General features: G+C 47.4%; 24 protein-coding genes. 15 read left to right on the top strand and 9 right to left on the bottom strand.

Features of this window, described 5'->3' with window-relative positions; genetic code table 11:
• Positions 1-211 precede the first annotated feature (211 nt).
• On the top strand, positions 212-535 hold the full coding sequence (locus tag XMD564_RS09090) for a zinc ribbon domain-containing protein YjdM (protein WP_173480936.1): 324 nt from the start codon (positions 212-214) through the stop codon (positions 533-535).
• Between the two features lie 46 nt (positions 536-581).
• On the opposite strand, the gene XMD564_RS09085 is transcribed toward XMD564_RS09090, so the two are convergent.
• On the bottom strand, positions 582-1,433 hold the full coding sequence (locus XMD564_RS09085) for a sulfurtransferase (protein ID WP_173483954.1): 852 nt from the start codon (positions 1,431-1,433) through the stop codon (positions 582-584).
• A 92-nt stretch (positions 1,434-1,525) separates the two neighbouring features.
• On the opposite strand from XMD564_RS09085, the gene XMD564_RS09080 reads away from it, so the two are divergent.
• A complete protein-coding gene (locus XMD564_RS09080; protein ID WP_173508205.1) occupies positions 1,526-3,052 on the top strand; it encodes an FMN-binding glutamate synthase family protein in 1,527 nt (508 codons plus the stop codon).
• A gap of 87 nt (positions 3,053-3,139) precedes the next feature.
• On the top strand, positions 3,140-4,537 hold the full coding sequence (locus XMD564_RS09075; RefSeq protein WP_173494434.1) for a dihydrolipoyl dehydrogenase: 1,398 nt from the start codon (positions 3,140-3,142) through the stop codon (positions 4,535-4,537).
• Here XMD564_RS09075 and XMD564_RS09070 read toward each other — a convergent pair.
• A complete protein-coding gene (locus tag XMD564_RS09070; protein ID WP_173480940.1) occupies positions 4,534-4,926 on the bottom strand; it encodes a hypothetical protein in 393 nt (130 codons plus the stop codon). The two genes, XMD564_RS09075 and XMD564_RS09070, sit on opposite strands and share 4 nt — an antisense overlap.
• A gap of 157 nt (positions 4,927-5,083) precedes the next feature.
• Between XMD564_RS09070 and XMD564_RS09065 the strand changes: the two genes are divergently transcribed.
• The 5 genes from XMD564_RS09065 to XMD564_RS09045 all read left to right on the top strand — a co-directional run bounded on the left by XMD564_RS09065 (position 5,084) and on the right by XMD564_RS09045 (position 8,298).
• Complete coding sequence (locus tag XMD564_RS09065) at positions 5,084-5,701, top strand: TetR/AcrR family transcriptional regulator (RefSeq protein ID WP_173480941.1); 618 nt, start codon at positions 5,084-5,086, stop codon at positions 5,699-5,701.
• Complete coding sequence (locus XMD564_RS09060) at positions 5,682-6,659, top strand: MDR family oxidoreductase (protein ID WP_173483958.1); 978 nt, start codon at positions 5,682-5,684, stop codon at positions 6,657-6,659. Before XMD564_RS09065 ends, XMD564_RS09060 begins: the two co-directional genes overlap by 20 nt.
• 3 nt (positions 6,660-6,662) lie before the next feature.
• Entirely contained in the window at positions 6,663-7,277 is a 615-nt protein-coding gene (locus tag XMD564_RS09055; protein ID WP_173480943.1) for a DsbA family protein, read from the top strand.
• A 110-nt stretch (positions 7,278-7,387) separates the two neighbouring features.
• Complete coding sequence (locus tag XMD564_RS09050) at positions 7,388-7,828, top strand: YeeE/YedE family protein (protein WP_173508204.1); 441 nt, start codon at positions 7,388-7,390, stop codon at positions 7,826-7,828.
• On the top strand, positions 7,828-8,298 hold the full coding sequence (locus XMD564_RS09045) for a YeeE/YedE family protein (RefSeq protein WP_173480945.1): 471 nt from the start codon (positions 7,828-7,830) through the stop codon (positions 8,296-8,298). The genes XMD564_RS09050 and XMD564_RS09045 overlap by 1 nt, the downstream gene beginning before the upstream one ends.
• A 7-nt stretch (positions 8,299-8,305) precedes the next feature.
• Here the strand turns inward: XMD564_RS09045 and XMD564_RS09040 are convergent, their stop codons facing one another.
• Positions 8,306-10,135, bottom strand: a complete 1,830-nt coding sequence (locus XMD564_RS09040) for an ABC transporter ATP-binding protein (protein ID WP_173483960.1) — start codon at positions 10,133-10,135, stop codon at positions 8,306-8,308.
• A gap of 122 nt (positions 10,136-10,257) precedes the next feature.
• Between XMD564_RS09040 and XMD564_RS09035 the strand changes: the two genes are divergently transcribed.
• From XMD564_RS09035 to XMD564_RS11590, 3 genes are all read left to right on the top strand, one after another.
• Positions 10,258-10,884, top strand: a complete 627-nt coding sequence (locus tag XMD564_RS09035) for a TetR family transcriptional regulator C-terminal domain-containing protein (RefSeq protein WP_173508203.1) — start codon at positions 10,258-10,260, stop codon at positions 10,882-10,884.
• A gap of 76 nt (positions 10,885-10,960) precedes the next feature.
• A complete protein-coding gene (locus tag XMD564_RS09030) occupies positions 10,961-11,617 on the top strand; it encodes a response regulator transcription factor (protein WP_173480948.1) in 657 nt (218 codons plus the stop codon).
• Between the two features lies 1 nt (position 11,618).
• Positions 11,619-12,977, top strand: coding sequence for an ATP-binding protein (locus XMD564_RS11590; protein ID WP_173508202.1), 1,359 nt, complete (start codon positions 11,619-11,621; stop codon positions 12,975-12,977).
• Between the two features lies 1 nt (position 12,978).
• On the opposite strand, the gene guaD is transcribed toward XMD564_RS11590, so the two are convergent.
• Genes guaD through XMD564_RS09005 form a run of 4 tightly spaced genes read right to left on the bottom strand, consistent with a single transcriptional unit; the run spans position 12,979 to position 18,702 of the window.
• A complete protein-coding gene (guaD, locus tag XMD564_RS09020) occupies positions 12,979-14,265 on the bottom strand; it encodes a guanine deaminase (protein ID WP_173482501.1) in 1,287 nt (428 codons plus the stop codon).
• Positions 14,262-15,041 (bottom strand): xanthine dehydrogenase accessory protein XdhC, encoded by a 780-nt coding sequence (gene xdhC, locus XMD564_RS09015; protein ID WP_173483962.1) that lies wholly within the window; start codon positions 15,039-15,041, stop codon positions 14,262-14,264. Before xdhC ends, guaD begins: the two co-directional genes overlap by 4 nt.
• Positions 15,038-17,314 (bottom strand): xanthine dehydrogenase molybdopterin binding subunit, encoded by a 2,277-nt coding sequence (gene xdhB, locus XMD564_RS09010; protein ID WP_173483963.1) that lies wholly within the window; start codon positions 17,312-17,314, stop codon positions 15,038-15,040. The genes xdhC and xdhB overlap by 4 nt, the downstream gene beginning before the upstream one ends.
• Positions 17,311-18,702, bottom strand: a complete 1,392-nt coding sequence (locus XMD564_RS09005) for a xanthine dehydrogenase small subunit (RefSeq protein WP_173508201.1) — start codon at positions 18,700-18,702, stop codon at positions 17,311-17,313. Before XMD564_RS09005 ends, xdhB begins: the two co-directional genes overlap by 4 nt.
• Positions 18,703-18,876: 174 nt before the next feature.
• On the opposite strand from XMD564_RS09005, the gene XMD564_RS09000 reads away from it, so the two are divergent.
• The 3 genes from XMD564_RS09000 (at position 18,877) to XMD564_RS08990 (ending at position 21,987) form a co-directional block, all read left to right on the top strand.
• Entirely contained in the window at positions 18,877-20,241 is a 1,365-nt protein-coding gene (locus XMD564_RS09000; protein ID WP_173495575.1) for an 8-oxoguanine deaminase, read from the top strand.
• 9 nt (positions 20,242-20,250) lie between these two features.
• Positions 20,251-20,745, top strand: coding sequence for a xanthine phosphoribosyltransferase (gpt, locus tag XMD564_RS08995; protein ID WP_173508200.1), 495 nt, complete (start codon positions 20,251-20,253; stop codon positions 20,743-20,745).
• 207 nt (positions 20,746-20,952) lie between these two features.
• On the top strand, positions 20,953-21,987 hold the full coding sequence (locus XMD564_RS08990) for a diguanylate cyclase (RefSeq protein ID WP_173508199.1): 1,035 nt from the start codon (positions 20,953-20,955) through the stop codon (positions 21,985-21,987).
• Here the strand turns inward: XMD564_RS08990 and XMD564_RS08985 are convergent.
• Together XMD564_RS08985 and XMD564_RS08980 are read right to left on the bottom strand one after the other, a co-directional pair.
• Positions 21,984-23,414, bottom strand: coding sequence for a sigma-54 dependent transcriptional regulator (locus XMD564_RS08985; protein ID WP_173508198.1), 1,431 nt, complete (start codon positions 23,412-23,414; stop codon positions 21,984-21,986). The two genes, XMD564_RS08990 and XMD564_RS08985, sit on opposite strands and share 4 nt — an antisense overlap.
• Positions 23,415-23,438: 24 nt before the next feature.
• Entirely contained in the window at positions 23,439-23,837 is a 399-nt protein-coding gene (locus tag XMD564_RS08980; protein WP_173508197.1) for an Hpt domain-containing protein, read from the bottom strand.
• A gap of 206 nt (positions 23,838-24,043) precedes the next feature.
• Here XMD564_RS08980 and XMD564_RS08975 point away from each other — a divergent pair, with 206 nt between their 5' ends.
• Positions 24,044-25,708 carry a SpoIIE family protein phosphatase gene (locus tag XMD564_RS08975; RefSeq protein ID WP_173508196.1) on the top strand — a complete coding sequence of 555 codons (1,665 nt, stop codon included), beginning with the start codon at positions 24,044-24,046 and terminating at the stop codon, positions 25,706-25,708.
• Positions 25,709-25,748 lie beyond the last annotated feature (40 nt).

Genomic DNA, 25,748 nt, shown 5'->3' with positions numbered 1-25,748 from the left:
TGTTTACCGAACAAAACAATAATCAACCTTATTTTTATACCCCTTTATCTTCGCGCGTATCTAAGCCTGCTAACCGCCGTTATTTGGCTCTATTAAAATGATTCATGATGCTTTTAGGTGAGGATTGATGCGGTTTTTCAGTGTGGATAACTTTTATGAACTGCTTTAAATCAGGTATGATTAATCCCTTATTTTTATTAAGGAATTTCCGATGTCAGACTCATACCCAGCTTGCCCTGAATGCTCCTCTCCATATGCCTATGAAGATCAAGGACAACTTGTCTGCCCTGAATGCGGATATGAGTGGGATCCCAATGCAGCGGCTGAGTCTGAAGACCTGCTGATTGTTAAAGATGCAAACGGTAATCAGCTGCAAGAAGGTGATTCTGTAACCTTGATTAAAGATCTTAAAGTCAAAGGTGGTGGTACAGAGAAAGTGGGCACTAAATTCCAAGTTCGACGTTTAGTAGACGGGGATCACAATATCGATTGTGGCAAATTGATGCTGAAATCAGAGTTCGTTAAAAAGGCCTAAAGTATTAAGGTGTCAGGCTTTTGGCCTGACACCCTGCCCTGACTGTTTAGTTCCCAGTTTCAACACCCCTATTGGGATCTCTAATCCACTCAGACCAGGATCCTGGGTAGACACTGACTGGTGGCAATCCCGCCAACTCAATGCAGAAACGACTTAAACAAGCGGTTACACCAGAACCACACATCAGGATTGGGTCCTGCGCTTTATAGTCACCCAGCTTGTGGCGATAGATCTGTTGTAGTTGGTCTGCAGATAGAAATTGTCCTTCAGCGTCGTAGTTATCAGACAGTGGAATGTTCTTTGCGTTTGGAACATGCCCTGCGACCGGATCAATGGGTTCTACCTCACCTCTGAAGCGCTCGGCTGCACGTACATCCGCAATAATACGATCCTTCAGTTTAGAAGCCTTAATAACATCATCAACATCAACAACGGATTCCAAACTCTCCTTAACCGTCAAATCACCCTTTTGATTTATATTAGGCGCTTCTGTTGTGACCTTTCCGCCCTGCTGTTTCCAAGCGTTAATGCCACCCTCAAGAATAGCCACTGATTCATGGCCTATCCATCGACACATCCACCAGAAACGAGCCGCAAACAGACCAGCCGAATTATCATAGGCAACCAGCTGTGTATTCTCAGAAACACCGCAGGACCTTAGAAACTGTGCGAACGACTCCTTTGATGGCAATGGGTGTCTTCCGCTTGTGGATGTGATTGGAGAGGACATAACCTCATCTAAGTTAACGTAAATAGCATCTTCAATATGCCCTTCATCGTACTCTTGCTGCCCTGTTTCTGGAGTCATCAGATCAAAACGGCAATCAAAAATAACCGTTTCACAATCCAATGAAATCAACTCTTTCGTACTCATTAACGTCGTCAAAGGGTTAGTCACTTTCTGTTCCCTGCTCTATGATAAATGGATAAGAAATTTAACATTTGATTAATCTCTTCGTGTTAAGTTAAAGCAAATAGATTGAGGTGTATATGGGTATTATTACTGGTTTTTTTGATTTCATTCTGAGCTATCTACCGGGCGTTATCCTTCTGATTTTTGTCTCTGGCCTTATCTTGCTTTATGTCAGTGATCGTCATCAGGTTGACCACACCATTCGTCGTAACTACCCCGTTGTTGGGCGACTACGTTACATGTTTGAGGAGATGGGCGTCTTTTTCAGGCAGTATTTCTTTGCTCAAGATCGTGAGGAGATGCCCTTTAACCGTGCCGATAGAACTTGGGTTTATCAGGCGGCTAAGCAGGAATCTACTCTTCAAGCCTTTGGTTCTACGCGCCTTCAACATGAAGGGGATGTTCTCTTTGCGAACTCGGTCTTTCCCTACACGGGCAATGAAGAGCCTCAACAACAGGTATTTGGCCCCTACTGTCCCAACCCCTACGCCACAGACAAGGTGTTTCATATTTCAGGTATGAGCTTTGGTGCTATTTCAAAACCCGCTGTCAAAGCGCTCGTTGCAGGCGCACGTGAAGCCGGTATTTGGATTAACACGGGTGAAGGAGGAGCTTCCACAGAGCATCTTCAAGGTGGAGCGGATGTGGTCTACCAAATTGGTACCGCAAAGTATGGCGTACGTAACTCAGATGGCTCATTAAGTGAAGAGAAGCTGAAGGTCGTTGCAGAAAACTCAAATGTGAAAATGTTTGAGATTAAGCTCTCTCAGGGCGCCAAGCCCGGTAAAGGCGGCATACTCCCGGCTGACAAAGTGACTGCTGAGATTGCTGCACAGCGAGGCATTCCTGAGGGTAAAGCCAGCATTTCCCCGCCTACCCATCAAGAAATTCAGAATTATGACGACCTTTACAATTTCATTAGGCACGTCAGATTAGTGACCGAAAAACCCGTAGGCATCAAACTCTGTGTGGGTAATATTTCAGAGTTCAGGGAGATGCTTACCGCCTTAACGAGTAGAGCTTCGGCGGCTGCCGCAGATATAGCTGATAGCCAATCAAAGCAAAGCGCGTTTGATGATGTGATTAACGCCTATGCCCCTGATTTTATCACTCTAGATGGGGGTAACGGCGGTACAGGGGCAGCGCCCATGTCTCTTATCGATGCCGCGGGTATGAACTTGCAAGAATCACTCCCCTTAGTCTCTAACATTCTGACTGAGTTAAACCTAAAAGAACGGATAAAATTGGTCGCCTCAGGCAAGTTGATTACTCCTGTTGATGTAGCTTGGGCCCTTTGTGCCGGTGCAGATGTTGTCACAACAGCCCGAGGCTTCATGTTCTCGTTGGGATGTATACAAGCTTTGCAGTGTCATAAAAACTCCTGTCCAACCGGAATCACGACGCATGATAAGCGACTTCAAGCGGGTCTAGATCCCGTCAACAAATCAGTTCGTGTTGCTGCTTATGCTAAAGAGATGCACAAAGAGCTTGAGACCATCGCTAAGAGCTGTGGGGTCTCTTCCCCCTCTAAACTGAGCCGAAAAAATGCTCTGATCTACACCTCTAATCAACACGCTAAGCCAATGGATGAAGTGTATCGATAGTTTTTGACCTGATATTGATTTTGATCATACATCTAATCCTTGATACACATTAGAATTATCTAATATTAATCAATTAAAGGGATTTTTATGTCGAATCGCAAAGTCGATACCGTCATCATTGGTGCTGGAACGGCTGGTTTATACGCTCTTTCAGAAGTCAAAAAGAGCGGTCGTTCCTGGCTGTTGATTCAGGGTGGTGAAGATGGAACCACTTGCGCTCGCGTTGGCTGCATGCCTTCGAAAGTACTGTTAAAAACCGCTGAGTTATTCAGTAGTAGAGATCAGTTTGAAAGCCAAGGTATTTTAGGCAGCTCGCATCTTGAGTTGGATCCTGTCGCTGTAATGACGCACCTTAGGAAGATGCGCGACATGTTCACAAATGGTGTACGCGGACGCACCACTGAGAGAATGGATGATAACCATTTAATCCGTGGTTATGCTGAATTCACAGGTAAAAATAGCCTTAGGGCTAACGGCCAAGATATCACGTTTAATAATGCTATCGTCGCTACTGGGTCATCCCCTGTTATACCTAAACCTTGGCAGGACTTTGCTAACCTATACACGACAGACACTTTTTTTGAGATCGAGAAACTCCCCTCATCAATTGCCATCATAGGGATGGGTGCTATAGGCCTAGAAATGGGTCAAGCTTTAAGTCAATTGGGTGTTCGTGTTGCAGGTTTTGATCAAGCTCAAACGGTTGCCGGAATTCAAGATAATGAACTACTCGAGGATGCACTAGAATCACTATCCACGTATTTCCCAATCCACCTTGGGGAGCCCGTGACCCTTAATCAAAATGATTCTGGCGGTGTAAATGTTGCATGCAACGGCATTGAAGAGTCGTTTGATGCGGTCTTGCTCGCACTGGGTCGACGCTCAAACAGTTTGAAAATGAACCTTGAAGCAGCGGGAGCAGCTATCTTAGATGGACAGGTGAGCTTTAATGAGCAGACAATGGGCGTCGAGGGTACATCACTTTATATTGCAGGTGATGCAACCTCAGAACGCGCGGTTATGCATGAAGCTGCTGATGAAGGTCTGATTGCAGGCTATAACGCTAATCAAACAACCGCTAAAAGGTTTAAACGCAAAACAGCGCTTGGCATTGTCTTTACACAGCCAAACATTGCACGTGTCGGCAATTTAGTCGAGGATGAAACGACTCTCTCTTCTCTCGTTAAACTGACAGCTAACGGGCGAGCAAAGGTTAAACACGCCACTGTTGGCGGTATAAAGATAATCGCAGATAGAGAGACAGGGACTATTAGAGGGGCCGAGATTGTCTCGGTTGATGGTGAGCATCTGGCCCATTTAATGGCCTGGGCGATTGAGCAAAAACAGACAGCAATGCAGCTATCCAAAATGCCGACATACCATCCTGTGGTCGAAGAGGCTCTATCAGCCTGTATCGACTCACTCACTCATCAATTAAATCCTAACAAGAGCATAGCCGAGCAAAAATTAAGCATTTTGGATTAATGGGTTGTTCTATGCAGTTCAGATACTCTCTCCTCTAAGGTTTGGGTATCTATCTGCATCAACAGATCCCAGCTTAAGCGGCGGTACTTGTAAGTCGGTAGTTTAAAGCCATATTCATCAAGAATGTGCCCATTCATAATCGATGGCTGTGAGCGGTAGTCGGCCCATATTTTACCGGGGCAGTTTGGATCAAAACGAAAATTGATCTGAAGTGCGAATTTCGCTCCCTCGCCATTCACCCATGAAGATATAGTCGTCAGGATATCTTTACCATCTTCATCGATCTGCTCCGTGATCCATACATCGTTCAGGTTACATTGGCTGTTAGTTAAGCTATCAACATTAAAAACCGCTTGATCCGTTAGCGACTCACAGATTTGTCTATTCATAATGCACCCTTAAATTCGTCCAATATCTCTGTTGATCTATACAACCCATCAACTAGCAATCAGCGTGCCAACTTTAATTATTTAAAGAGGACTAGAACTGATTGACGCTCTAGACCGTTCGGTCTAGTATGGCTAAAAATTGGCTATACACTTTGCTATGAATGACTTAAGCGCTAAAGAGAAGCTGTTACGAATAGGCACCGAGTTAATGACCTCACAGGGTTTTGCCTCAACGCCGCTCGACAAGTTACTTAAACAGTCCGGGGTACCAAAGGGCTCTTTCTATCACCACTTTGGTTCTAAAACTGGCTTTGGGTTAGCGGTAATCGAAAGTTACAACGAATTCTTTAAGCATCAACTGAATAAGCAGTTTCTAAATGCCGATCTATCCCCTATTGAGCGATTAAAAGCCTTTGTTACCTCCGCCGCTAATGGAATGCAGAAGTACAACTTTCAACGCGGCTGTTTGATTGGCAATTTAGGGCAAGAGATTAGCGCGTTGGATAATGATTTTCGTAATGCGATTGAATCGATTTTTAATCAATGGGCTGATTTAACAAGTGATCTATTTGAGCTAGGTAAACAAGCGGGACAAGTTGTTCGAAGTGCCGATTCTTCTCAACTCGCTCAAGCGTTTTGGATCGGTTGGGAAGGTGCTGTGTTGCGAGCAAAACTTCAGCAGTCAGCCACCCCGCTCTACCTGTTTTTTAATCAATTTATATCCAGTCGAACCTTTCTAGAGGAGTATCCATTCGATGAAAGCCATTCTCATTAACAAAGACGAAACAGCTGGTTACACCTGCAAACTCTCTGAGGTAAATGAAGCGCAGCTTCCAGAGGGTGATGTTCTGGTGCAAGTTGAGTACTCAACCCTTAACTATAAAGATGGTTTAGCCATTACGGGTAAAGCGCCTGTAGTCCGCCGCTTTCCAATGGTTGCCGGAATTGATTTTGCAGGCACCGTTATCGAAAGCACAAACAGTCGTTTCCAAGCCGGCGATCAAGTCATTTTGAATGGCTGGGGTGTTGGCGAAACCCACTGGGGTGGTCTAGCAGAGAAAGCGCGAGTGAAAGCCGATTGGCTAATCAAGAAACCTGAAGCACTCAGCGCAGCCCAAACAATGGCCATTGGCACGGCAGGTTACACTGCAATGCTCTGTGTACAAGCGATTCAATCAGCAGGTATTACACCCGAGTCGGGTACGGTGCTGGTGACGGGTGCCAATGGCGGTGTCGGTAGCTTTGCGCTTCGCATTTTGAAACAACTTGGGTACACCACCTGTGCATCAACAGGACGCCCTGAAGAGGCTGAGTATCTTAAATCATTGGGCGCATCTGAAATTATTGATCGTGCCGAGCTCTCTGAGCCGGGCAAACCTCTGCAAGCTGAACGCTGGGCAGCGGTTATCGATAGCGTGGGTAGTCATACTTTGGCGAATGCCTGTGCTCAAACCCAGTGGGGTGGCGCTGTGGCTGCCTGTGGCCTGGCACAGGGCATGGATCTGAAAATGACCGTTGCTCCGTTCATCTTGCGCGGGGTATCGCTTTTGGGTGTCGACAGTGTGATGCAACCTATCGCTCAACGTGAATTCGCTTGGGCGGCTCTTGCAGAGATTATCAATCAAGATGATCTTAACACCATGACCAACGAGATCACTCTAGATCAGGTCATCGAAACAGGGGCTGCTCTACTGGAAGGTAAAGTGCGTGGCCGCGTTGCAGTGAAGATTTAAAACATGGAAAACAGATCACTCATCTATGTTATGGACCCGATGTGCTCCTGGTGCTGGGCCTTTTCAAAGACGTTAGATAACTGGCTGCAACAGCATCCAGATCTCGACGTACTATGGGTGATGGGTGGTCTGGCACCAGACTCTGATGAGCCTATGCCGCAATCGATGCGTGAGGCGATTGCATCGACCTGGCAACGGATTGAGTCGCAAACAGGTACTCGCTTCAACTACGATTTTTGGCACAACAATACACCAAGACGATCAACCTACCCTAGTTGTCGAGCCGTCATAGCAGCCGGTGAACTTCATCCACAGGGTCGACAACTAATGAGCAAAGCCATTCAGCAGGCTTACTACCTAGAGGCTAAAAATCCATCTGATACAAACATCCTGATTGAGCGCGCCGCGTCGATTGGGCTTGATGAAATTCAGTTTGCTGAACTGCTAAGCAGTGAACTGATAGACTCAAAATTGAACAGTGAACTAGAGTTGTGCAAATCCCTGGGCGTTCAAGGATTTCCTGCCCTACTTTTGGTCGACAATGAATCGATAACACCCCTAGCCTTAGGTTATTCAACTCTAGATAAAATCGAGAAACGTTTTCAAGAGACGCACTAAACGTTCAATATTATCTAAGACTCTAACCCTTTGATCTACCAAACTTCTAGCTAAAACGACTCATCTCCATTAGCATTATCGATCGCTAAATTTAAGACTCGTTTATACCCATGGAAATTATTAATTTCACACCTTACAGTGCGCTGATTGGTGGCGCTTTAATAGGCCTTTCTGCCGCCGTTCTTTTACTTTTTAAAGGCAGGATAGCCGGTATTTCAGGGATAGCCGGTGGGGTTATTCTTCCCGAAAAAGATGATATCCCATGGCGTATTCTATTTTTAGTCGGTTTAGTTGTGGGCGGGGTGTTTTACCAATTATTTGGCATTTCACCTAGTGTGGAAAACATTCAGCCCGTTACTGGAAAAGTGGGGTTGATCCTTGCCGGTCTTTTGGTCGGCATTGGCTCAGCGCTTGGCACTGGCTGTACCAGTGGTCACGGCATATGTGGTTTGGCTCGTAGAAGCTTTAGATCTCTTGTAGCAACGCTGACCTTTATGCTGACAGCGATGATTACGGTGTTCATTGTTCGCCATCTTGTAGGGGGCGCTTAATGAACATTAAATCCTTACTAGTCGCTTTGATATCAGGCACCCTATTTGGTCTTGGTCTCTCTGTAGCCCAGATGATCGATCCCGCCAAGGTGGTCAACTTTCTTGACGTTACAGGGCAATGGGACCCCTCATTAGCCTTTGTCATGGCAGGAGCCTTAGCTGTAAACATAGTGGCTACCCCGTTGATTCTAAAGCGAAATAAACCGGTCTGCGACACACTATTCAGAACACCACTTAAGGAACAGATTGATCGCCGCCTGATACTTGGCGCGGCTCTGTTTGGCGTGGGTTGGGGAATCGCTGGCTACTGCCCAGGCCCAATGATCACCGCGGTCAGCTTTGTTAACAGTGATATTTTGATCGTGTTAACAGCTTACGTTATCGGCACACTGTTAACACGCCTGTGGATGCGCAAACGAGAATCACACCTGTCTGAGCAAGAGCGACAAGCTCAATCCTGTATTGAGTAGTAGATATTTACTCTAAACCCAGGAAACCGCCGGTTTGATGGGCCCAGAGTTGCGCATAGATCCCACCGGAATTGAGTAGCTCTTGGTGTGTCCCCTGCTCCACAATTTGCCCTTCATCGATCACAATCAGTCGATCCATTGCTGCAATGGTTGATAGACGGTGCGCAATGGCGATGACGGTCTTACCTTGCATCAATTGGTAAAGACTCTCTTGAATAGCGGCCTCCACTTCAGAGTCCAAGGCGGACGTTGCTTCGTCTAGGACCAAAATAGGCGCATCTTTAAGCAGCACACGCGCGATGGCGATGCGCTGACGCTGCCCGCCGGACAGTTTGACGCCACGTTCACCCACTTGCGCATCCAAACCACGATTACCCTCAGGGTCTGTTAGGTCATTAATGAACAGATCCGCTTGAGCCTGCTTTAAGGCTTTCAACAGCTCCTCCTCACTGGCATCAGGGCGTCCATAGAGAATGTTCTCGCGAATCGTTCGGTGCAGTAGAGATGTATCTTGAGTGACCATGCCAATCTGCGCTCGAAGCGAGTCTTGCGTCACATCGGTAATGTCGACACCGTCAATTTTAATCTGACCAGAATGCAGGTCGTAAAACCTCAACAGGAGATTAACCAGCGTTGATTTACCGGCACCTGAGCGCCCCACAATACCGACTTTCTCTCCCGGATTGATGTGTAAGCTCAATTTATTCAGCACAGGCTTTTCGACATCATAGTTGAACTGAATCGCATCAAACTCAATCTCGCCATTCACGAGCGCCAATTCAGACGCGTCAGGCTTGTCAATGATATCGATCGGTTTAGAGAGCGTTCTCATGCCGTCAACTGAGCTTCCGATATTCTCAAACAGCATGCTGATCTCCCACATAATCCAGTGAGAGATGCCACTTAATCGCAGAGAGAGACTCACCGCGATCGCTATCGCACCCACTGTAACAATTGAGTCTGACCAGAGATAAATGGAAACGCCGGCAACACTAAAGGTCAGAAGGTAATTGATGAGGTTAACCAGCACGTTAAACCCGGTCCCTAAGCGCATTTGGCTGTAGACCGTTTTTAGGAAGCCATCCATGCTCTCTTTGGCATAATCTGACTCACGCTGAGTGTGGGCAAACAGCTTTACCGTGCTTATGTTGGTGTAGCTGTCGACAATACGGCCTGTCATCACTGAACGAGCATCGGCCTGCTCAGTCGCAACCCGCTTTAACTTAGGAATAAAAAAGAGTTGAATGCCGATGTAGCAGATCAACCAAACCAGCATGGGAATCATTAGGCGCCAGTCTGATTGAGCCACCAGCACCAACATACTGATAAAGTAGACCAGCACATAGACCATCACATCCAAGAGTTTCATCACTGCTTCCCTAACGGAGAGCGCTGTCTGCATCACTTTGGTCGCTATACGACCCGCAAAGTCATTCTGATAGAAGCTGACACTCTGTTTAAGCAGGTATCGGTGAGACAGCCAGCGAATCGCCATTGGATAATTACCCAACAGTGATTGGTGCATCACCAAAGAGTGGATTAGCGTTAGCAACGGGAACAGGATCAATAGCACAGCTGCCATCATCCAGAGTTCTGAGCTCTTTTCAGAGAGCAACTCAGCTGGTGTCATGGTCGAAATCCAGTCAACCAAATCACCCATAAAACTGAATAGAACCGCCTCTAGAATCGCAATGGAAGCGGTACTTAACGACAGGATTAACAGCGGAATCTCAAACCCTTTGGTATAAAAACGCATGAACGCAAACAGCGTTGAAGGGGGCTGTAATTCACCCTGTTCTGGGTAGGGCTGAGTAAAACGCTCAAAGAGTCGAAACACAGTAAAAACCTTAAGCTAACAGATTGAGATCGGTAAAAACTTGACCCACAAGATCAAGTCGTTAGAGTAACAGAACAGCCCATCAAACGGGTGGTATTTATACCCTTCAGTAGAGATCTACTATGAACCAAGATTCAAACACCGGCGCCATTCGTCAACGTAACCGCCAACTCATTATTAACGCTGCGGTACGTGAATTTGCCCAAAAAGGATTTTCAGGCACCACCGTTCAATCCATAGCGGATAGAGCCGAGCTTCCAAAGCCCAATGTACACTACTACTTTGGCTCTAAAGAGGCTCTCTACCAAGAGGTGTTAACACACATTCTTTCACTTTGGGATGGATCCCTCGATCTACTGGTCGCCGAAGATGATCCTAAAGCCTTCATCACGGAATATATCTCTAAAAAGATCACCTTTTCACGCGAAAACCCAGAAGCTTCGCGTATCTTTGCAGCGGAAGTGATCAACGGCGCACCGCATATGAAAAAACGCTTCGGTAAGCAGTACCATGAGTGGTTTACCGGCCGTTGTGACATCATCAAACAGTGGCAATCAACAGGCAAGGTTAATCCTGACCTCTCTGCAGAGCATCTACTCTTGATCATCTGGGCATCTACCCAACACTACGCCGATTACGAACTTCAAGTGAAAGCCGCTCTGGGGCAAAGACGACTCAATTTAGAGGTCTATGATCAGGCTGAGAAAACGCTAACGGCATTGGTTCTTGCAGGTATGCAGATCAGCTAAACGCCTTAGTTAAGGTTGTTTTCATTCTCTTTTGGCCCAATAACCAAATTGAGCATTCACTACCAGGGAGCTGGCCATGCGCGTACTACTCGTCGAAGATGAATTGGCATTAGCTAACGCTTTAACAGAGCATCTGGAGCTGTCAGGCATGGCAGTTGATGGTTTCGATCATTTGCGCCAAGCCGAAACCGCTCTACTAACAACAGAGTACGATATTGTTCTTCTCGATCTACAGCTGGTAGACGGCGATGCCATCCCATGGCTTAAAAAGCGTCGCCAAGCAGGCCTTACAACCCCTGTCATCATCCTGACAGCGCGTGATCAAATCAGCGATCGAATTGCCGGTCTTGATGCCGGTGCCGATGACTATGTGATCAAGCCTTACGATTTGGATGAGGTCAATGCCAGAATTCAGGCGGTAACACGCCGAGGAGCCGGATTAGCGACCAATGCGGTCACCTTTGGTCGAATCACAGCCGACCTTCAAAAACACTCACTGCAGGTCGATGAGCAAGATGTCGAGCTGACAGCTCGTGAGTGGAGTATCTTAGAAACACTGATTAAACGACCCGGACACATTGTCAGCAAAGAGCAGATCGAAGATCGTCTCTACGCCTTTGGACATGAGGTAGAGAGCAATACCGTCGAGGTCTATATCAGTCGCTTACGTAAGAAACTGGGTAAAGAGCTGATAAAAACGGCACGTGGCCTTGGCTACCGTTTAGAGGCCTAGCGTGTTTCTAAAACCCAAAACCTTAGCCGCTCAGCTCGGTGTACAAATTGCACTGAGCTTGGTGCTGGTTTGGTTATTGGCAACGGTGGTCGCGCTATGGGTACTCGTTAAAGAGCTCAATTCAACCTACGATCAAAGCCTAAAAGAGACCGCACAACGCGTTTTGCCCCTCGCTATATCCGACTACCGACTTAACCAATTCGGTCTGCTTGATCTTAGACCTGAGCTAAGCTTGCTGGGCACGCTCAATCTAAGCGTTGGTCCAAGAATTTTGGGCGATCAACCTGAATACTTGATGTATCAACTGCGTGACTTTAAGGGGCGAATACTGGTGCGTTCGAATAATGCTCCGATGACACCGATGCTTGATAGTTTGCAGACGGGGTTTGTCCATGGCAAAAATTTCAGCATTTATACAGCTTCATCGCTAGATGGTCGCTACCATCTCCAGGTCGCAGAGACCGTCGATCACCGCTACGGCGTCCTATTTGATACCGCCCTGCTCTTTTTACTGATCTTTACCATTGCGCTACCTTTGAGCGTTTTGCTGGTCTACATTGCAGTAAAACGACGTTTAGTGCCTGTTCAACAATTTGCTGAGAATATGGCGACCCGCGGCGGCAGCAATCTAGAGCCGATGGCACAAGCCGAACTCCCTGAAGATTTCTTAGAAGTTCAAAAGGCTACCAATGCCCTGCTTGATCGACTCAGAACAGCTCTGTTAGCGGAGCGTGAATTTGCGGCTAACAGTGCTCATGAGTTAAGAACCCCGCTGGCCGTGGCATCCGTGCAACTGCAGAGACTCTCTGATGAGCTTGGTTCGACGGATCAAGCTGAGCGTCTCAAGATTGTTCAATCCAGCTTAGCACGCCTAACTCGTCTGATTGATAAGCTACTTCAATTAGCGCGTGCCGAGTCGGTAACGCTATACAACGGGGAGCCAACCAATCTTGAGCTCATCGTTAAGATGATTGCCCGCGAGCTAGACCCACGTAATGATCGAGTCGAGATCATCAGTGAATCACCGCCCCTGTTAGATATCGATCCTGACGCCTTAGCCGTCATACTCAGTAACCTAGTCGAAAACGGCTTGAAGTATGCGCCCAATGAGAGCCCCGTCATTATTCGATTAGAGTCGAACGGTGCCTTTAGTGTTGAGAATTTGGCACCCGATTTAGCGCCAGAAGATCTAAACGGGTTGAAGCAGAGATTTGTTCGTGGCAATCAGCGATCGCAACCAGGCAGCGGTTTAGGCTTGGCCATAGTCGGTGCTATGGTTGATCAGTTAAATGGCGATCTGGATTTAAAAATCGCTGGAGAAGGTCGCGGCAAGCGGTTGATAGTAAAAGTAAAGATATAACCTAAAGGGCAGGCTCGCCCATCACATAGGTCTGTGCGATTGATCGATCATCCCCCAGAATAGAGAGTGCAAATAAGACATCTTCAATCTGATCAGCCCGTTTCATCCGCTCTTCGATCACCGGTGTAGAGGCCAAGTCGAGCAACACCATATCGGCCTCAAACCCTTCTGCTAAAGCGCCAATTCGATCATCCAGCCCCAATGCCTTAGCACCGGCCAGAGTGGCCATATAGAAGGCTTCTAAAGGTTTAAGAAGATGTCCCGCCATCTGCTGAATTTTATAGGCGTCACCTTGGGTGCTCAGCATAGAGAGCGACGTACCACCCCCAACATCAGTACCCATAGTCACATTAACGCCAGCCTGTTGCAGACGCTTCAAAGGAAATAACCCCGATCCTAAGAAAAGATTGGAGGATGGGCAGTGACAAATAGCGGAGCCACAGTCATGAAGACGTTGCATCTCAGCGTCATTGAGGTGAATGCCGTGAGCAAACACCGAACGATCGGTCACGAGTCCAAAGTGATCATAGGTATCTAAATAGCCCTGGCGATCAGGAAATAACTCCCCTACCCATGCGATCTCATCGACATTCTCAGAGAGATGGGTGTGTAGGTAGACATCACTATTCTCTTTCATTAGAGCACCAGCGACCTCTAATTGCGCGTCGGTCGATGTGGGTGCAAAGCGAGGTGTTACCGCGTAACCCAACCGTCCACTACCACGCCATTTGTCAATTAACGAACAGGAGTCGTCATAGGCCGATTGAGGGGTATCACACAGATCATCTGGTGCATGCCGATCCATTAAAACCTTGCCGCTGACCATACGTAGATTACGACGTAGGGATTCTGCAAAAAAGGCATCCACTGAGTTAACCGAAGAGGTCGCAAACACCAGGGCGGTTGTCGTGCCGTTCGCCAATAACTGGTCGAGAAACCGTCCAGCCTGCTCTGTCGCGTAATCAATATCGCGATACTTTAATTCCACAGGGAAGGTGTATCGATTCAACCAATCCAACAGTTGAGTCCCGTAGGCACCGATCATTTCAAGTTGTGGGTAGTGAACATGGGTATCGATAAATCCAGGAATCAGTAGATGCCCAGGACGATGCTCGATTTGAAGATCAGAGGGGATATGCTCTCTTAAATCAGTGTAACTGCCTACCCGTTTAATCAATCCATCGACTATCCAGATAAGCCCATCTGAGTGATAGAACCACCCTTCATCATCTTTAGGTTGAGAAGTACAACTCAGGATCTGACAACGTAACGCCCAGGATTGACTCATAATTCACCCCGCTGTTGCTGCAGCCGAGTCATGACATCAGCCGCAACTGAAATCGCAATCTCTACCGGCAATTTAGTATGCAAATTGTGCAAGCCTATAGGCGAGTGAATGGAGTCAATGACTTCCTGAGCAATACCCCGCTGAGCAAGACGCTGTCTGAATTTCAATGCCTTAGTTTCTGAGCCTATCATGCCAGTATAGGTCGGCAGACCTCCATCGATAGCTGCCAGTAGAAGATCCAGATCCAGTTGATGATCATGGGTCATAATCAACATCCACGCATCATTCGGAATATCTCGCGCCACATCAATTGGATCTCGTTCAATGCGGGTCACACCATCAGGAATAGGCTGAACAAAGAGTTCATCTCGGTCATCGACCCAGTTAACGGCAAAATGCAGCTGCGCGAGCAAGGGCACTAACGCTTGAGCTATGTGACCGGCACCAAATAGGTAAAGAGGCTGTAGAGAGGTATTAAAAACCTCAAACAGCACCCTAACCTCTCCACCGCAGCACTGCCCAAGATTACCGGCCAGAGTGTACTCAAGTTCGTGCAGACCATCTTTCTGCTCTGTCAGTAGCTGTCGTGCGAATTCAATCGCCTGATGCTCAAGATTACCACCACCGAGTGAATCCACAGTGGCGTTACTGGTGACCAACATCTTGGCACCTGACGAACGTGGACTGGAGCCTCTCTCACCGACCTGTGTGATTAAAACAACCGGTTGCCCCCGCTTTAACAGCTCAGCAAGTTTGTAGCTCCAACGTTGAATCACAGAGAGTCCTCAAGGGTAGTAATGGCGTTTAAAATGGCCTCAGGGGTTGCCGGTGCATCTAAGGTAGGCGATATACCATAGCCGGAAATACTCGAAATTGCATCGCGAATTGCACACCAGACAGAGATGCCAAGCATAAAGGGTGGCTCACCGACTGCTTTAGATCTTGCTATGGTTGCCGCACTGTTCGGTTTATCCAGCAGTTCGATACTTAGCTTAGTGGGTCGATCACTAATCGCTGGGATCTTATAAGTAGCTGGGGAGTTTGTCAGTAGACGCCCTTCGTCATCCCACTTAAGCTCCTCACTGGTTAACCAACCCGCTCCCTGAATAAACCCTCCCTCTATCTGACCCTTGTCCAAGGCTGGATTCAATGAGTTACCCGTATCGTGCAATATATCGACACGCTCGATATGAGTGGCGCCCGTTAATCGGTCAATAATGACCTCCGAACAGGCGGCCCCATTAGCGTAGTAGAGAAATGGGTTGCCTTGTGCAGAAGCTCTGTCATACCAGATATTGGGCGTTTTGTAGAAGCCTGTGGCAGAGAGCTGAACACGATCCATATAGGCCGCTTTTACAGCCTCGGCAAACGTGATTGAACTGGCACCCCAGCTCAACAGCCCCTGTTTGAATTCAATCTCTTCGGCATTAATCGATTCGCGATTGGCAATGAATTCTGCAATCCGACTTTTCAGTGTGGTCGCTGCGTCATGGGCTGCCATACCATTCATGTCGCTACCGCTTGAAGCAGCCGTCGGTGACGTGTTGGGAACCTTGTCAGTTCGAGTGCTGCTCATCTTCACTCGATCGATCTCAATGCCCAATACTGAGGCAACCACTTGAGCCACTTTAGTGTAAAGTCCCTGCCCCATCTCAGTACCCGCCTGACTGACCAGAACGGAACCGTCTGTATAGATGTGAACAAGCACGCCCGCTTGATTGAGATGCTTAACGGTAAAGGAGATACCAAACTTGACCGGGGTTAACGCCAGCCCTTTAAGATAACGAGATGAGGCTAAGTTATGTTTAGCAATTTTCTGTCGACGACGGTCATAGTCAGCACTCTCTCTAAGGCGGGTCATGATCTCCCGCAGCGTTGTTCCGTCGACGGTTTGACCATAGTGTGTCTGCTGACCTGAATAGAGGTTCTTAAGCCGTGTATCTAAAGGATCCTGTTTACAGGCGCGTGCAATATCATCCAACATCGCTTCAGCCGTGATGACCCCCTGAGGCCCACCAAAGCCACGAAACGCCGTGTTAGAAACCTTATCGGTTCGCCAACGCTCACCACTGATTTTAGCAGCTGGGTAATAGTAGGCGTTGTCACTGTGGAACATCGCGCGATCCACAATGGCATCACTTAGATCTGGAGAGCAGCCACAGTCGCCATTAATGTCGATCTGTACCGCTTCGATTTGACCATCACTACGGAATCCCACTTGATATTGGTTGATAAAGGGGTGACGTTTCCCCGTTACCGTCATATCCGTTGATCTAGGTAGACGAAGCTTTACCGGTTTACCTAGCTTGTGCGCCGCCAGTGACGCTAAACAAGCCCAAGGCGCTGCTTGCGTCTCTTTACCTCCAAAGGCGCCTCCCATGCGTCGTACTTCAACGACAACCTCGTGGAATGGAAGGCCCAACACTTCAGAGACAAGGGTTTGCACCTCAGTCGGGTGCTGCGTAGAGCAGAGAAGATGCATACCCCCCTCCTCTGTTGGCACTGCTAAAGAGGCCTGCCCTTCAAGATAGAGATGTTCTTGGCCACCAATTCGCAATTCGCCAGAGACCTGATGTTCAGATGTGTCCATTGTGGACAGATCGCCTCTCTGCATCACATGAGGAGGACGTACTCGATACGCGTGGGACTTTGCATCTTCAATAGAGAGGATTGGCTTAGACTCTTCGTATTGAACCTCAGCCAATAATGCCGCAGAGCGTGCTTGCTTCTCATCAGTAGCTACTACGAGAAAGATCGGTTGACCATGAAAAAGCACATCGCCATCTACTAAAAGCGGGTCACCCGGAAAGACAGGACCAATATCTTTTATTCCAGGAATATCCCTGGACGTCAGCACGGTAATAACACCTGGAGCCTCTTGCACTGCACTCAGATCCATCGATAACAGACGGCCTCGGGAGATAGATGCTTGCCCGATGGCAGCAAACAGGGTGCCTTCAGGTAAGGGAGTATCATCTACGTATCGTGCTCTACCCGTCACATGCAACAACGCACTGTCGTGAGTGACTGAAACGCCTACAGGTTTCATACTGACTCCTTCGCACTGATTAGATGGAAGTGAATGACACGGGCACAGGCTTTGAGGCGATAATCAGCGCTGGCCCTGAGGTCTGATAGAGGCGTTAACTCGCCTAACGCATCAGTGACCTGATCCAGGGTAATGGATGAGGGGGCTGTACCTTCAAAAGCGGCCATAACACCCAGTGCCAAAACCGGAGTGGCTGCCATACCCCCTAACCCTATGCGCAATGAGGTTAACCGTCCCTCATGCATCCTGTAATGAGTCGCTACAGCGACGGCAGAGATATCATCATCCAGGCGCTTGGATACCTTCTCAAAATGCACTTGGGCCTGATCAGCAAGGTTGAAGTTAATCTGACTGATCACCTCATCCGAACTCAACGCGGTCTGCTTATAGCCTAAGAAGAAATGTTTTAGCGCAACCCTTCGCTCTTGTTGAACAGAGCTCAAAACCAACTCTGCATCTAAAGCGAGCATCAACGGAGCTAAATCGCCAATTGGAGAGGCATTTCCGATAGAACCACCCAAGGTCGCGCGATTACGGATCTGTTGTGATGCAAATCGACTGAGCAGCTGATCAAGAGCATGAAAACCAGACGCTTTTGCACGATCTTTAATTCGACTCAAAGTGACCGCTGCACCGACTGACCAGTGGCCACCCACAATAGTTAATTGATGTAAGGCGGCAACTCTGTCAGTACTAATAAGCGTCTCGACCTGTTCAAGCCCCTGAGTCGCCCGCAGCATCCAATCAGTACCACCGGATAACAAAATGGCCTCTGGATGTTCCGATTTTAATTCACAAAGCGCCTCTAATGTTCGAGGTTGATGGAAACCGGCAACGGATGCCGTTGAGTGTTGTAACTGCTTTAGGGAATGGATTAACTCAACTTCACATTGAGCAAATCGATCATGGCTGCAATCGGCCAATTGAACCGCTTTAACAATGGGTGAATAGCCGGTGCATCGACAAAGATTGCCGCCTAGGGCTTCATCGATCGCCTCCACATCAGGATTGGATTCGTGCTTTTTCAATGCAAGTGCAGAAAGAATGAACCCTGGGGTGCAAAATCCACACTGCGATGCGTGCTGCTCTATAAATGCCTGTTGCAGTGGGTGTAGATCATCGCCTTGCGCTAGATCTTCAATCGTAATCAGCGCTTTACCAGCCAACTCAGCAGCCGGCATCAAACAGCTATTGACCGCCTCATACTTAAGCCTTTTATTATCATCTAAAGAGACAAGCACAACCGTACAGGCACCGCAGTCACCAGAGGCACACCCCTCTTTGGTCCCTGTGAGACGTTTAGATTCACGCAGGAATTCCAATAGAGTCTCGGTATTGGAAAGCGGACTATCCTGCTCAATGGAACCATTTTTCCAGTAACTGATCATATGAATGCTGCCTGAAGGGTCATATATAATAGACTTATTGTGCTAAAACCTAACCAAGTGGTCAAATAAATAAACTGACCTTGAAGTTAATTTTTATTTGATTTTTGAGTCAAATATTGGGTTCAATAGACGACTATTTTTCAATTATTAACAAGCTTTGAGATCCGCCAAAGTATGACAGACAACCTTCGCATCTGGTTATCCAATCCATTAGCCATCTACACGGGAAACGATGAGGATGCTTCTGGCGGTATTGTTGTCAGTGGCAAGACGATCGTAGAGCTGGTTGCCAAGGGTGAAACACCCGTTAATATTGATCAAACGATTGATGTCAGTGATCAGGTTCTGATTCCCGGTCTGATTAACACCCACCACCATTTCTATCAGACACTGACTCGCGCACTGCCCGCAGCGCTCAATAAAGAGCTTTTTCCTTGGCTTCAGACGCTCTACCCTGTCTGGGCCAATTTAGATCCTGAGGTTCATCGTGCCGCCACAAAACTGGCACTGGCCGAGTTACTGTTGTCCGGCTGCACAACCGCTTCTGATCACCACTATCTGTTCCCAGCCAATCTTACTGATGCCATTGATCATCAAGTTGAAATCGGCCGTGAGATGGGTGTGCGTATGGCGATGACCCGAGGCTCTATGAGTTTGGGCCAAGATCAAGGTGGATTACCGCCTAATACCGTGGTTCAAACAGAAGATGAGATCTTGCAGGATTCTGAACGCCTAGTCTCTCGCTATCACGACAGCGAACCCTATTCGATGTCACAAATCGCCTTAGCACCCTGTTCTCCCTTCTCTGTGACGACCGAGTTGATGCGTGACACGGCCAGTCTGGCCAAACAACTCAATGTACGACTCCATACGCACCTAGCAGAGACCATCGACGAGGAGAACTTCTGTGAACGCTCTTTAGGAATGCGAACGGTAGATTACCTAGAGTCTGTTGGTTGGCTATCCAGTAACACTTGGTTGGCGCACGGCATACATTTTAATGACGAAGAGATTGCCCGATTGGGTAAAGCTGGCGTCGGAGTCTGTCACTGCCCAAGCTCGAATATGATGCTGGCATCGGGCATTGCTAAAGTGAAAGAGCTTGAAGCGGCCGGTTCACCGGTAGGTTTGGGCGTCGATGGTTCTGCGTCGAACGATTGCTCGAATATGATTCAAGAAGTTCGCCAAGCCATGTACATCCAGCGCCTGCGTTACGGATCCTCTGCGGTCACCCATTTTGACGCCTATCGTTGGGGTACCAAAGGCTCAGCGCAGGTATTAGGCCGTAACGATATAGGTGAGCTCGCGGTGGGCAAAGCAGCCGACCTAGCTCTATTTAAGCTTGATGAGCCGCGCTTTAGCGGTGCTCACGATCCATTAGCCGCCCTGCTGTTGTGTGGGGCACATCGCGCAGAAGCCGTAATGGTGAATGGCGAGTGGCGCGTTAAGGCCGGTGAGTTAGTCGGTCAAGATATTGAACAGATCATGCATGAACATAAAGAGGCTGCTAATACGCTTGCGGCTCGTGCGATTTCTTAGGAGAAGATAATGACACCCAACAGCAAAGACTTTCCCGTAAGCTGGGATGAACTGCACCGAAATGCACGTGCACTGAGCTGGCGCCTTCTAGAACAAGGGCCTTGGAAAGGCATTATTGCCATCACTCGCGGCGGCTTAGTACCAGCAGCCATCCTAGCTCGAGAGATGGATATTCGTATGATCGATACGATCTGTGTCCTTAGCTACTCAAACTCAGACACTGGTGAAGCTTCTGTTCAGGGTCAGATAGAAGTACTAAAAGGCGTAGAAGGTGATGGCGAAGGGATGATTTTGGTCGATGACCTGGTTGATACCGGCCGCACCGCAAAATACGTTCGCGAAATGCTACCTAAAGCGCACTTTGCAACACTCTATGCAAAACCGGCAGGCAAACCACTGGTTGATACCTTTATTACTGAGGTCAGCCAAGATACTTGGATTCGTTTCCCTTGGGATATGGTGCAAACCTTCGCACAACCACTATCAGAAGTTATCGATAAGTAACTGATTTTAAATAAAGTATTGTTTTGATTGGGCGTTCAACTTTACAAAAATAAAACGTCTAAAAATAATCCTGCAAAAACAAAATCCTCTGCTAGGCTTAAGCTTTCATTATGTTTGGAAGGGTTTTGTATGGGGTTTAGTTACCTAGTTTCCTGCCTATCTTTGTTACTCATTAGCCAACCTCTTTGGGCTAATGAGAGCTCTCTAATGGCTGAGATAAGACTCCACCCCGTCATCTTTTTAGTCTCTGTTACCCTTATCATCATTGTGCTGGCCACAATGACTCGAACCCTGCAGCTACTTCGTTCACGTGGACATAAGCAGTTTAGACAGCTTAAGCGTGAGCGTCACAAGACACAGCGACATCTTGCCATCATCGACAAACACATCTTAATGGCGAATACCGATGCAAACGGCAAGGTAACTAAGGCATCTACTGCCTTTTGCGAGCACACGGGATATACAAAAGAACAACTTAAATCAGGTACATTAGCTCGTTTAATTCCAGACGAAAACAGCTCAAGTCTGTTGCAACAACGATATCAAGAGGCCAGTCAGAAAGGGCTCGTTAGTGTTGAGGCCCAAGAGAAAAATGCCTACGGTGGACTCTATTGGGTCAAGCTTCAGATCGAGCCTCAATACGACCGAAACGCTAATCTGATTGGATTCACCGAGATTCGCGAAGACATTTCGACTCAGAAAAAACTGGAAGAGCTATGGATGACAGATCAGTTAACCGGTCTCTACAATCGTTCGAGGCTGGATGAGCTATTTGAAGCAGAACTGCGACGTGCAAACCGATACGGCACTCAATTTTCACTCTTACTGTTAGATATTGATCACTTCAAACAGATCAATGATACCCACGGGCATCTTGTAGGTGATGATGTTCTCTACGCCGTCGCTAACCTACTTCAGAGCAATATTCGTGATGTGGATATATTGGGTCGCTGGGGCGGTGAAGAGTTTATGCTGATACTTCCTAACACCAACCAATCTGAAGCGTTGATCTTGGCAGAAAAACTTAGAAACACACTAAGAGATCACCCATTCACAGCCGTGAGTAAGGTAACGGCCAGTATCGGTATTAGTAGTTATATTGCCGGTGTCGAAGCAGATGAGCTATTTAAACGGGCAGATGATGCGCTCTATCGAGCCAAAGCAAAAGGAAGGGATCGGGTAGAGTTAGGCATGGTCAGCATACCTAACCCTAATGAACAGAGTCGCGATCGCAGCGCTTAACTCCAACCCTTGATTTTGCGGTAGAGTGTAGAGGGGCTAACCTCAAGTAACGCGGCCGCTTTAGGGACATTGCCTTTACAGAGTTTGACGGCATTTTCGATGATTTTTCGCTCTAATACATCCAGAGGTTCAATCTCGTCTAAGCTTTGTGCCATCACTTTCGAATAGGGTTTAGACTTCTTAGCGGATTTACTCGTTTGAACCTCTTCTGGCTCCTCTATTTTGGCGGGTTGTGGTGCCACAATCTCCTGCAGCGAGTTTAACGGGGCCGGGAAATCGGCTACACCGACCATACCCCCCTCGTTTAATACAACGACATTACGAATCACATTTTGAAGTTCGCGAACATTACCTGGCCAGTGATACTCCAGTAGTCTACGCTTAGCCTCATCTTCAAAGCCCTCGAAGTACTTGGTCTCTTCTCGCGCGTAACGGTTTAGGAAGAATTCGGCAATCATCAGAATATCATCACCGCGATCTCGTAACGGCGGCAGGTGAACAGGAATCACATGCAGGCGATAGTAGAGATCCTCTCTAAAACGACCCGCTTGCACCTCAGTCAAAGGATCTCGGTTCGTTGCACAGATGAATCGGACATCGACCACCTCATCTGAATTACTTCCCACTTTTTGAATAATGCCGGTCTGAATGAATCGTAGCAATTTGGTTTGCAAATCAAGACTCATTTCACCAATTTCATCTAGAAAAAGCGTACCACCATTGGCTTTGCTGGCTGCCCCCTCACGATTGGCACTGGCCCCAGTAAACGCCCCCTTAACATGGCCAAAGATCTCACTCTCCATAAGATCTTTAGGGATAGCGGCACAGTTAATAGCAACGAAAGGACCTTCAGAACGCGCGCTCTGCTTATGTAGGGCTTCTGCAGTGAGCTCTTTACCAGAACCGCTCTCCCCTGTGACAAAGACAGATGCCTTACTGGGGCCCGCACGCTCGATAAGATGATACATATCTTGCATCGCAGGACTGGCACCAATAAAGCTATGGAAGGTCTCACGCTCTCTCTTCTCAGCCAAATCGACAGGAGCAAAGTTCAGCTTCGCAACCTGTGCAAATGCTGAACTGATCGCCACCTTCAATCGACGCGCATCAAAAGGTTTTTCTAGAAAATCATAGGCACCTAAACGAATGGCATCGACAGCCACATCGATCGAGCCATGCGCGGTCATAATGATCACCAAAGAGTTAATCTGATGCTCAATAATTCGTTTAAGAAGCTCAAAGCCATCACCATCAGGCAGGCGCAGATCCAGAAGAACGACCTGATAGACCTTAGAATCAAGTGCGGTGTGAGCTTCAGCCAGTGTGGCGGCGGCATCGACTAATACCCCCTCCTTCTCGACGTACTGTGCATAGATACGTCGCAGGCTGGCACTGTCTTCAACAATTAATACTTGATTCTGAGACATCAGAAATTTCCTCAATTAACTCTATTAAGCCGATAGCGCTGATGAAAAACGGTTCAACTCTGCAAGGACAGATTCCAGCTGCGAGGGTACAGAAGGTACAAACTGATCAACTGTAGCCTGATCGCCAGATTTGGCTGCTTTTTCAATACGCTCAGCAGTAGAACGGAGCGTTTCGGCACCAAAGGTTGCTGAGGTACCTTTCAGTGAATGTGCTTCGATACCTAAAGTCGCTAAATCATTTTCAGACATCGCTTGATTGATGTTTTCTAAACGCTGTGAAGATTCTGCTTCGAACACTTCAATAAGGCTTGGCAAAAAATCGATCGACGTGTCCTCTAAAAGACGCTCCAGTACTGCAAGATCCAGTACTTCAGAAACCTTTGAAGCAACCGCCTGATCCATTGAATCGATGATTTGTCCCATTTAACTATCTCCTTAAAATAACCCTTCTAAACAGTGAAGGCACATCAAGAGAAAGCAAGGTCCATGCCAACTCTTCTTACTGCTTATAAAAAGATATATTCATAGTGATTCGCAAAATGCAAAAAGTCTAGATATTTGATTCAGAGCTGTTGGCACGGTTTGTGCTTACCCTCTTGCAATACGAACTAAACAAACCGAGTGTTAAGATGAATATTGCAGTATCAGCGAAATGTAGCGAACAAGACCATTTTGATATCAATAGAATCCTAATGGTTGATGACAGCCCTACCGAACGAGCTCGCCTTGGCACGATGTTAAAAGACCTAGGCTATGAAGTCGTTGAGGCCTGTGATGGCAAAGAGGCTCTCGCACTGCTTGAGAGAGACCAATTCCAATTGATCCTCTCAGATCAAGTGATGCCAGAGATGGATGGCAAAACACTCTGTCGCACTCTGAGAAGCAACGATCGTTACGGATCACCCTACGTTGTTATGCTGACCGCAGAGAATGATCAAAATGAGCTGGTCACCTGTATGGATGCAGGCGCGGATGATTTTTTGCGTAAACCCGCCGTTAAAGAGGAACTTCGTGTGCGACTGGCTGCAGGTGCGCGGTTGGTAAGCATGCGTAAAAGTGTCACCGACCAGAACGAGCAACTCAACGAAACAGTAACTGCACTGGAAGCAGCACAGAAACAAAATGAGGAAGAGTTGCAATTTGCGACGCATCTTCAAGAGGAGTATGTACCAAAGAATCAGTGGTTATCACCAACCCTAGAACTCGCTACACACTTTAAAACAGCACGTGGCATTGGTGGTGATTCAATGGGATTTGTCACTACCAATAACAATCAAGTACTGATCTATCAGATCGACGTCATGGGTCACGGGGTTGCATCGGCTATGCTCTCCTTTACCTTACAAAATGCCATTCAACAGATGCTAGGTTCCTACATCAATCAAAGCGTCTTGCCACCGCTTCACCAAATCGTTCGAAGACTGAATGAGCGCTTTCCAAGTGAGCGTTTTTCAGGCCTCTACTTCACTATGTTCCTAGGCATGATAGATGAGCAGGCCAATTCCCTAAGGTACTGCCAAGCAGGACACCCTCACCCCTGCGTCTTAAGTGAACAGGGTGATATGATGCAGATAAGCCGCGGCAGTTTTCCGGTTGGAATGTTTGAGTTTGCTGACTTTGAAACACGATCCCTTCCCTTTTTACCTGGCTCATCATTACTGTTAAGTAGTGATGGACTGTTTGATATTGTTGATGAAACCAACTCAGCGATAGGTCGCAATGCGATCGAAAACATACTGAAAAGTGAACGCAGTAAAGATGCCGCAACTCAGTTAGATATCATCAAGCAATTTGCCTATGATTGGGGTAACCAAGAGACCCCAGAAGATGATGTATCGGTCATGTTGATTAAACGCTCCTCGGAAAACAACCAAGAGACAGAGTTGAACGTCCAGCCATTTCTGACCAGTTTACGCCCTACAGAGAGCGACGTAGAAAAGACACTGGATCGTATCTATCTTCACTTAAAACTGCTTAATACCGAGGATCTAATCCTCTCCAGGATCAGAACCGCACTTGCTGAACTACTGAACAATTTTGTTGAACATACTCTTTGGCCTGAAGATTACTCAGAGCTTCCTATAGAGATCATCACAACGACCTCTAAGAGCTGGATTGAGTTCAATATTCAAGAGTATTCTGTTGAGCTCCCTCACCTATGCCCGCCTAAACCCTATTCAGGTGAATCAGAGTCAGGGCGTGGCCAGCACATCATGATGAGTTGGATCGATCAAATCAGCTGTAGGCGTACCAATGATGCTAACCTATGGCGACTGCGTTTTAAAAACAGCTAATAAAGTCACTCAAAATAAGCCGCATCTACTGCGGCTTATT

Origin of the sequence: Marinobacterium sp. xm-d-564, from assembly GCF_013283345.1 — a bacterium.
GTDB lineage: Bacteria > Pseudomonadota > Gammaproteobacteria > Pseudomonadales > Balneatricaceae > Marinobacterium_E.
Note: the sequence above shows the minus strand (reverse complement) of the source record. Positions and strands in the feature narration are given on the sequence as shown.

What these genes read in the sequence shown, in the direction of transcription:
- XMD564_RS09035 (WP_173508203.1), top strand. Translation starts at nt 10,258, where the DNA reads ATGAACCAAGATTCAAACACCGGCGCCATTCGTCAACGTAACCGCCAA.
- XMD564_RS09060 (WP_173483958.1), top strand. Translation starts at nt 5,682, where the DNA reads ATGAAAGCCATTCTCATTAACAAAGACGAAACAGCTGGTTACACCTGC.
- XMD564_RS09045 (WP_173480945.1), top strand. Translation starts at nt 7,828, where the DNA reads ATGAACATTAAATCCTTACTAGTCGCTTTGATATCAGGCACCCTATTT.
- XMD564_RS09080 (WP_173508205.1), top strand. Translation starts at nt 1,526, where the DNA reads ATGGGTATTATTACTGGTTTTTTTGATTTCATTCTGAGCTATCTACCG.
- XMD564_RS09050 (WP_173508204.1), top strand. Translation starts at nt 7,388, where the DNA reads ATGGAAATTATTAATTTCACACCTTACAGTGCGCTGATTGGTGGCGCT.
- XMD564_RS08990 (WP_173508199.1), top strand. Translation starts at nt 20,953, where the DNA reads ATGGCTGAGATAAGACTCCACCCCGTCATCTTTTTAGTCTCTGTTACC.
- XMD564_RS08975 (WP_173508196.1), top strand. Translation starts at nt 24,044, where the DNA reads ATGAATATTGCAGTATCAGCGAAATGTAGCGAACAAGACCATTTTGAT.
- XMD564_RS09065 (WP_173480941.1), top strand. Translation starts at nt 5,084, where the DNA reads ATGAATGACTTAAGCGCTAAAGAGAAGCTGTTACGAATAGGCACCGAG.
- XMD564_RS08985 (WP_173508198.1), bottom strand. Translation starts at nt 23,414, where the DNA reads ATGTCTCAGAATCAAGTATTAATTGTTGAAGACAGTGCCAGCCTGCGA.
- XMD564_RS09055 (WP_173480943.1), top strand. Translation starts at nt 6,663, where the DNA reads ATGGAAAACAGATCACTCATCTATGTTATGGACCCGATGTGCTCCTGG.
- XMD564_RS09075 (WP_173494434.1), top strand. Translation starts at nt 3,140, where the DNA reads ATGTCGAATCGCAAAGTCGATACCGTCATCATTGGTGCTGGAACGGCT.
- XMD564_RS09030 (WP_173480948.1), top strand. Translation starts at nt 10,961, where the DNA reads ATGCGCGTACTACTCGTCGAAGATGAATTGGCATTAGCTAACGCTTTA.
- guaD (WP_173482501.1), bottom strand. Translation starts at nt 14,265, where the DNA reads ATGAGTCAATCCTGGGCGTTACGTTGTCAGATCCTGAGTTGTACTTCT.
- gpt (WP_173508200.1), top strand. Translation starts at nt 20,251, where the DNA reads ATGACACCCAACAGCAAAGACTTTCCCGTAAGCTGGGATGAACTGCAC.
- XMD564_RS09090 (WP_173480936.1), top strand. Translation starts at nt 212, where the DNA reads ATGTCAGACTCATACCCAGCTTGCCCTGAATGCTCCTCTCCATATGCC.
- XMD564_RS09005 (WP_173508201.1), bottom strand. Translation starts at nt 18,702, where the DNA reads ATGATCAGTTACTGGAAAAATGGTTCCATTGAGCAGGATAGTCCGCTT.
- XMD564_RS09000 (WP_173495575.1), top strand. Translation starts at nt 18,877, where the DNA reads ATGACAGACAACCTTCGCATCTGGTTATCCAATCCATTAGCCATCTAC.
- XMD564_RS09070 (WP_173480940.1), bottom strand. Translation starts at nt 4,926, where the DNA reads ATGAATAGACAAATCTGTGAGTCGCTAACGGATCAAGCGGTTTTTAAT.
- xdhB (WP_173483963.1), bottom strand. Translation starts at nt 17,314, where the DNA reads ATGAAACCTGTAGGCGTTTCAGTCACTCACGACAGTGCGTTGTTGCAT.
- XMD564_RS08980 (WP_173508197.1), bottom strand. Translation starts at nt 23,837, where the DNA reads ATGGGACAAATCATCGATTCAATGGATCAGGCGGTTGCTTCAAAGGTT.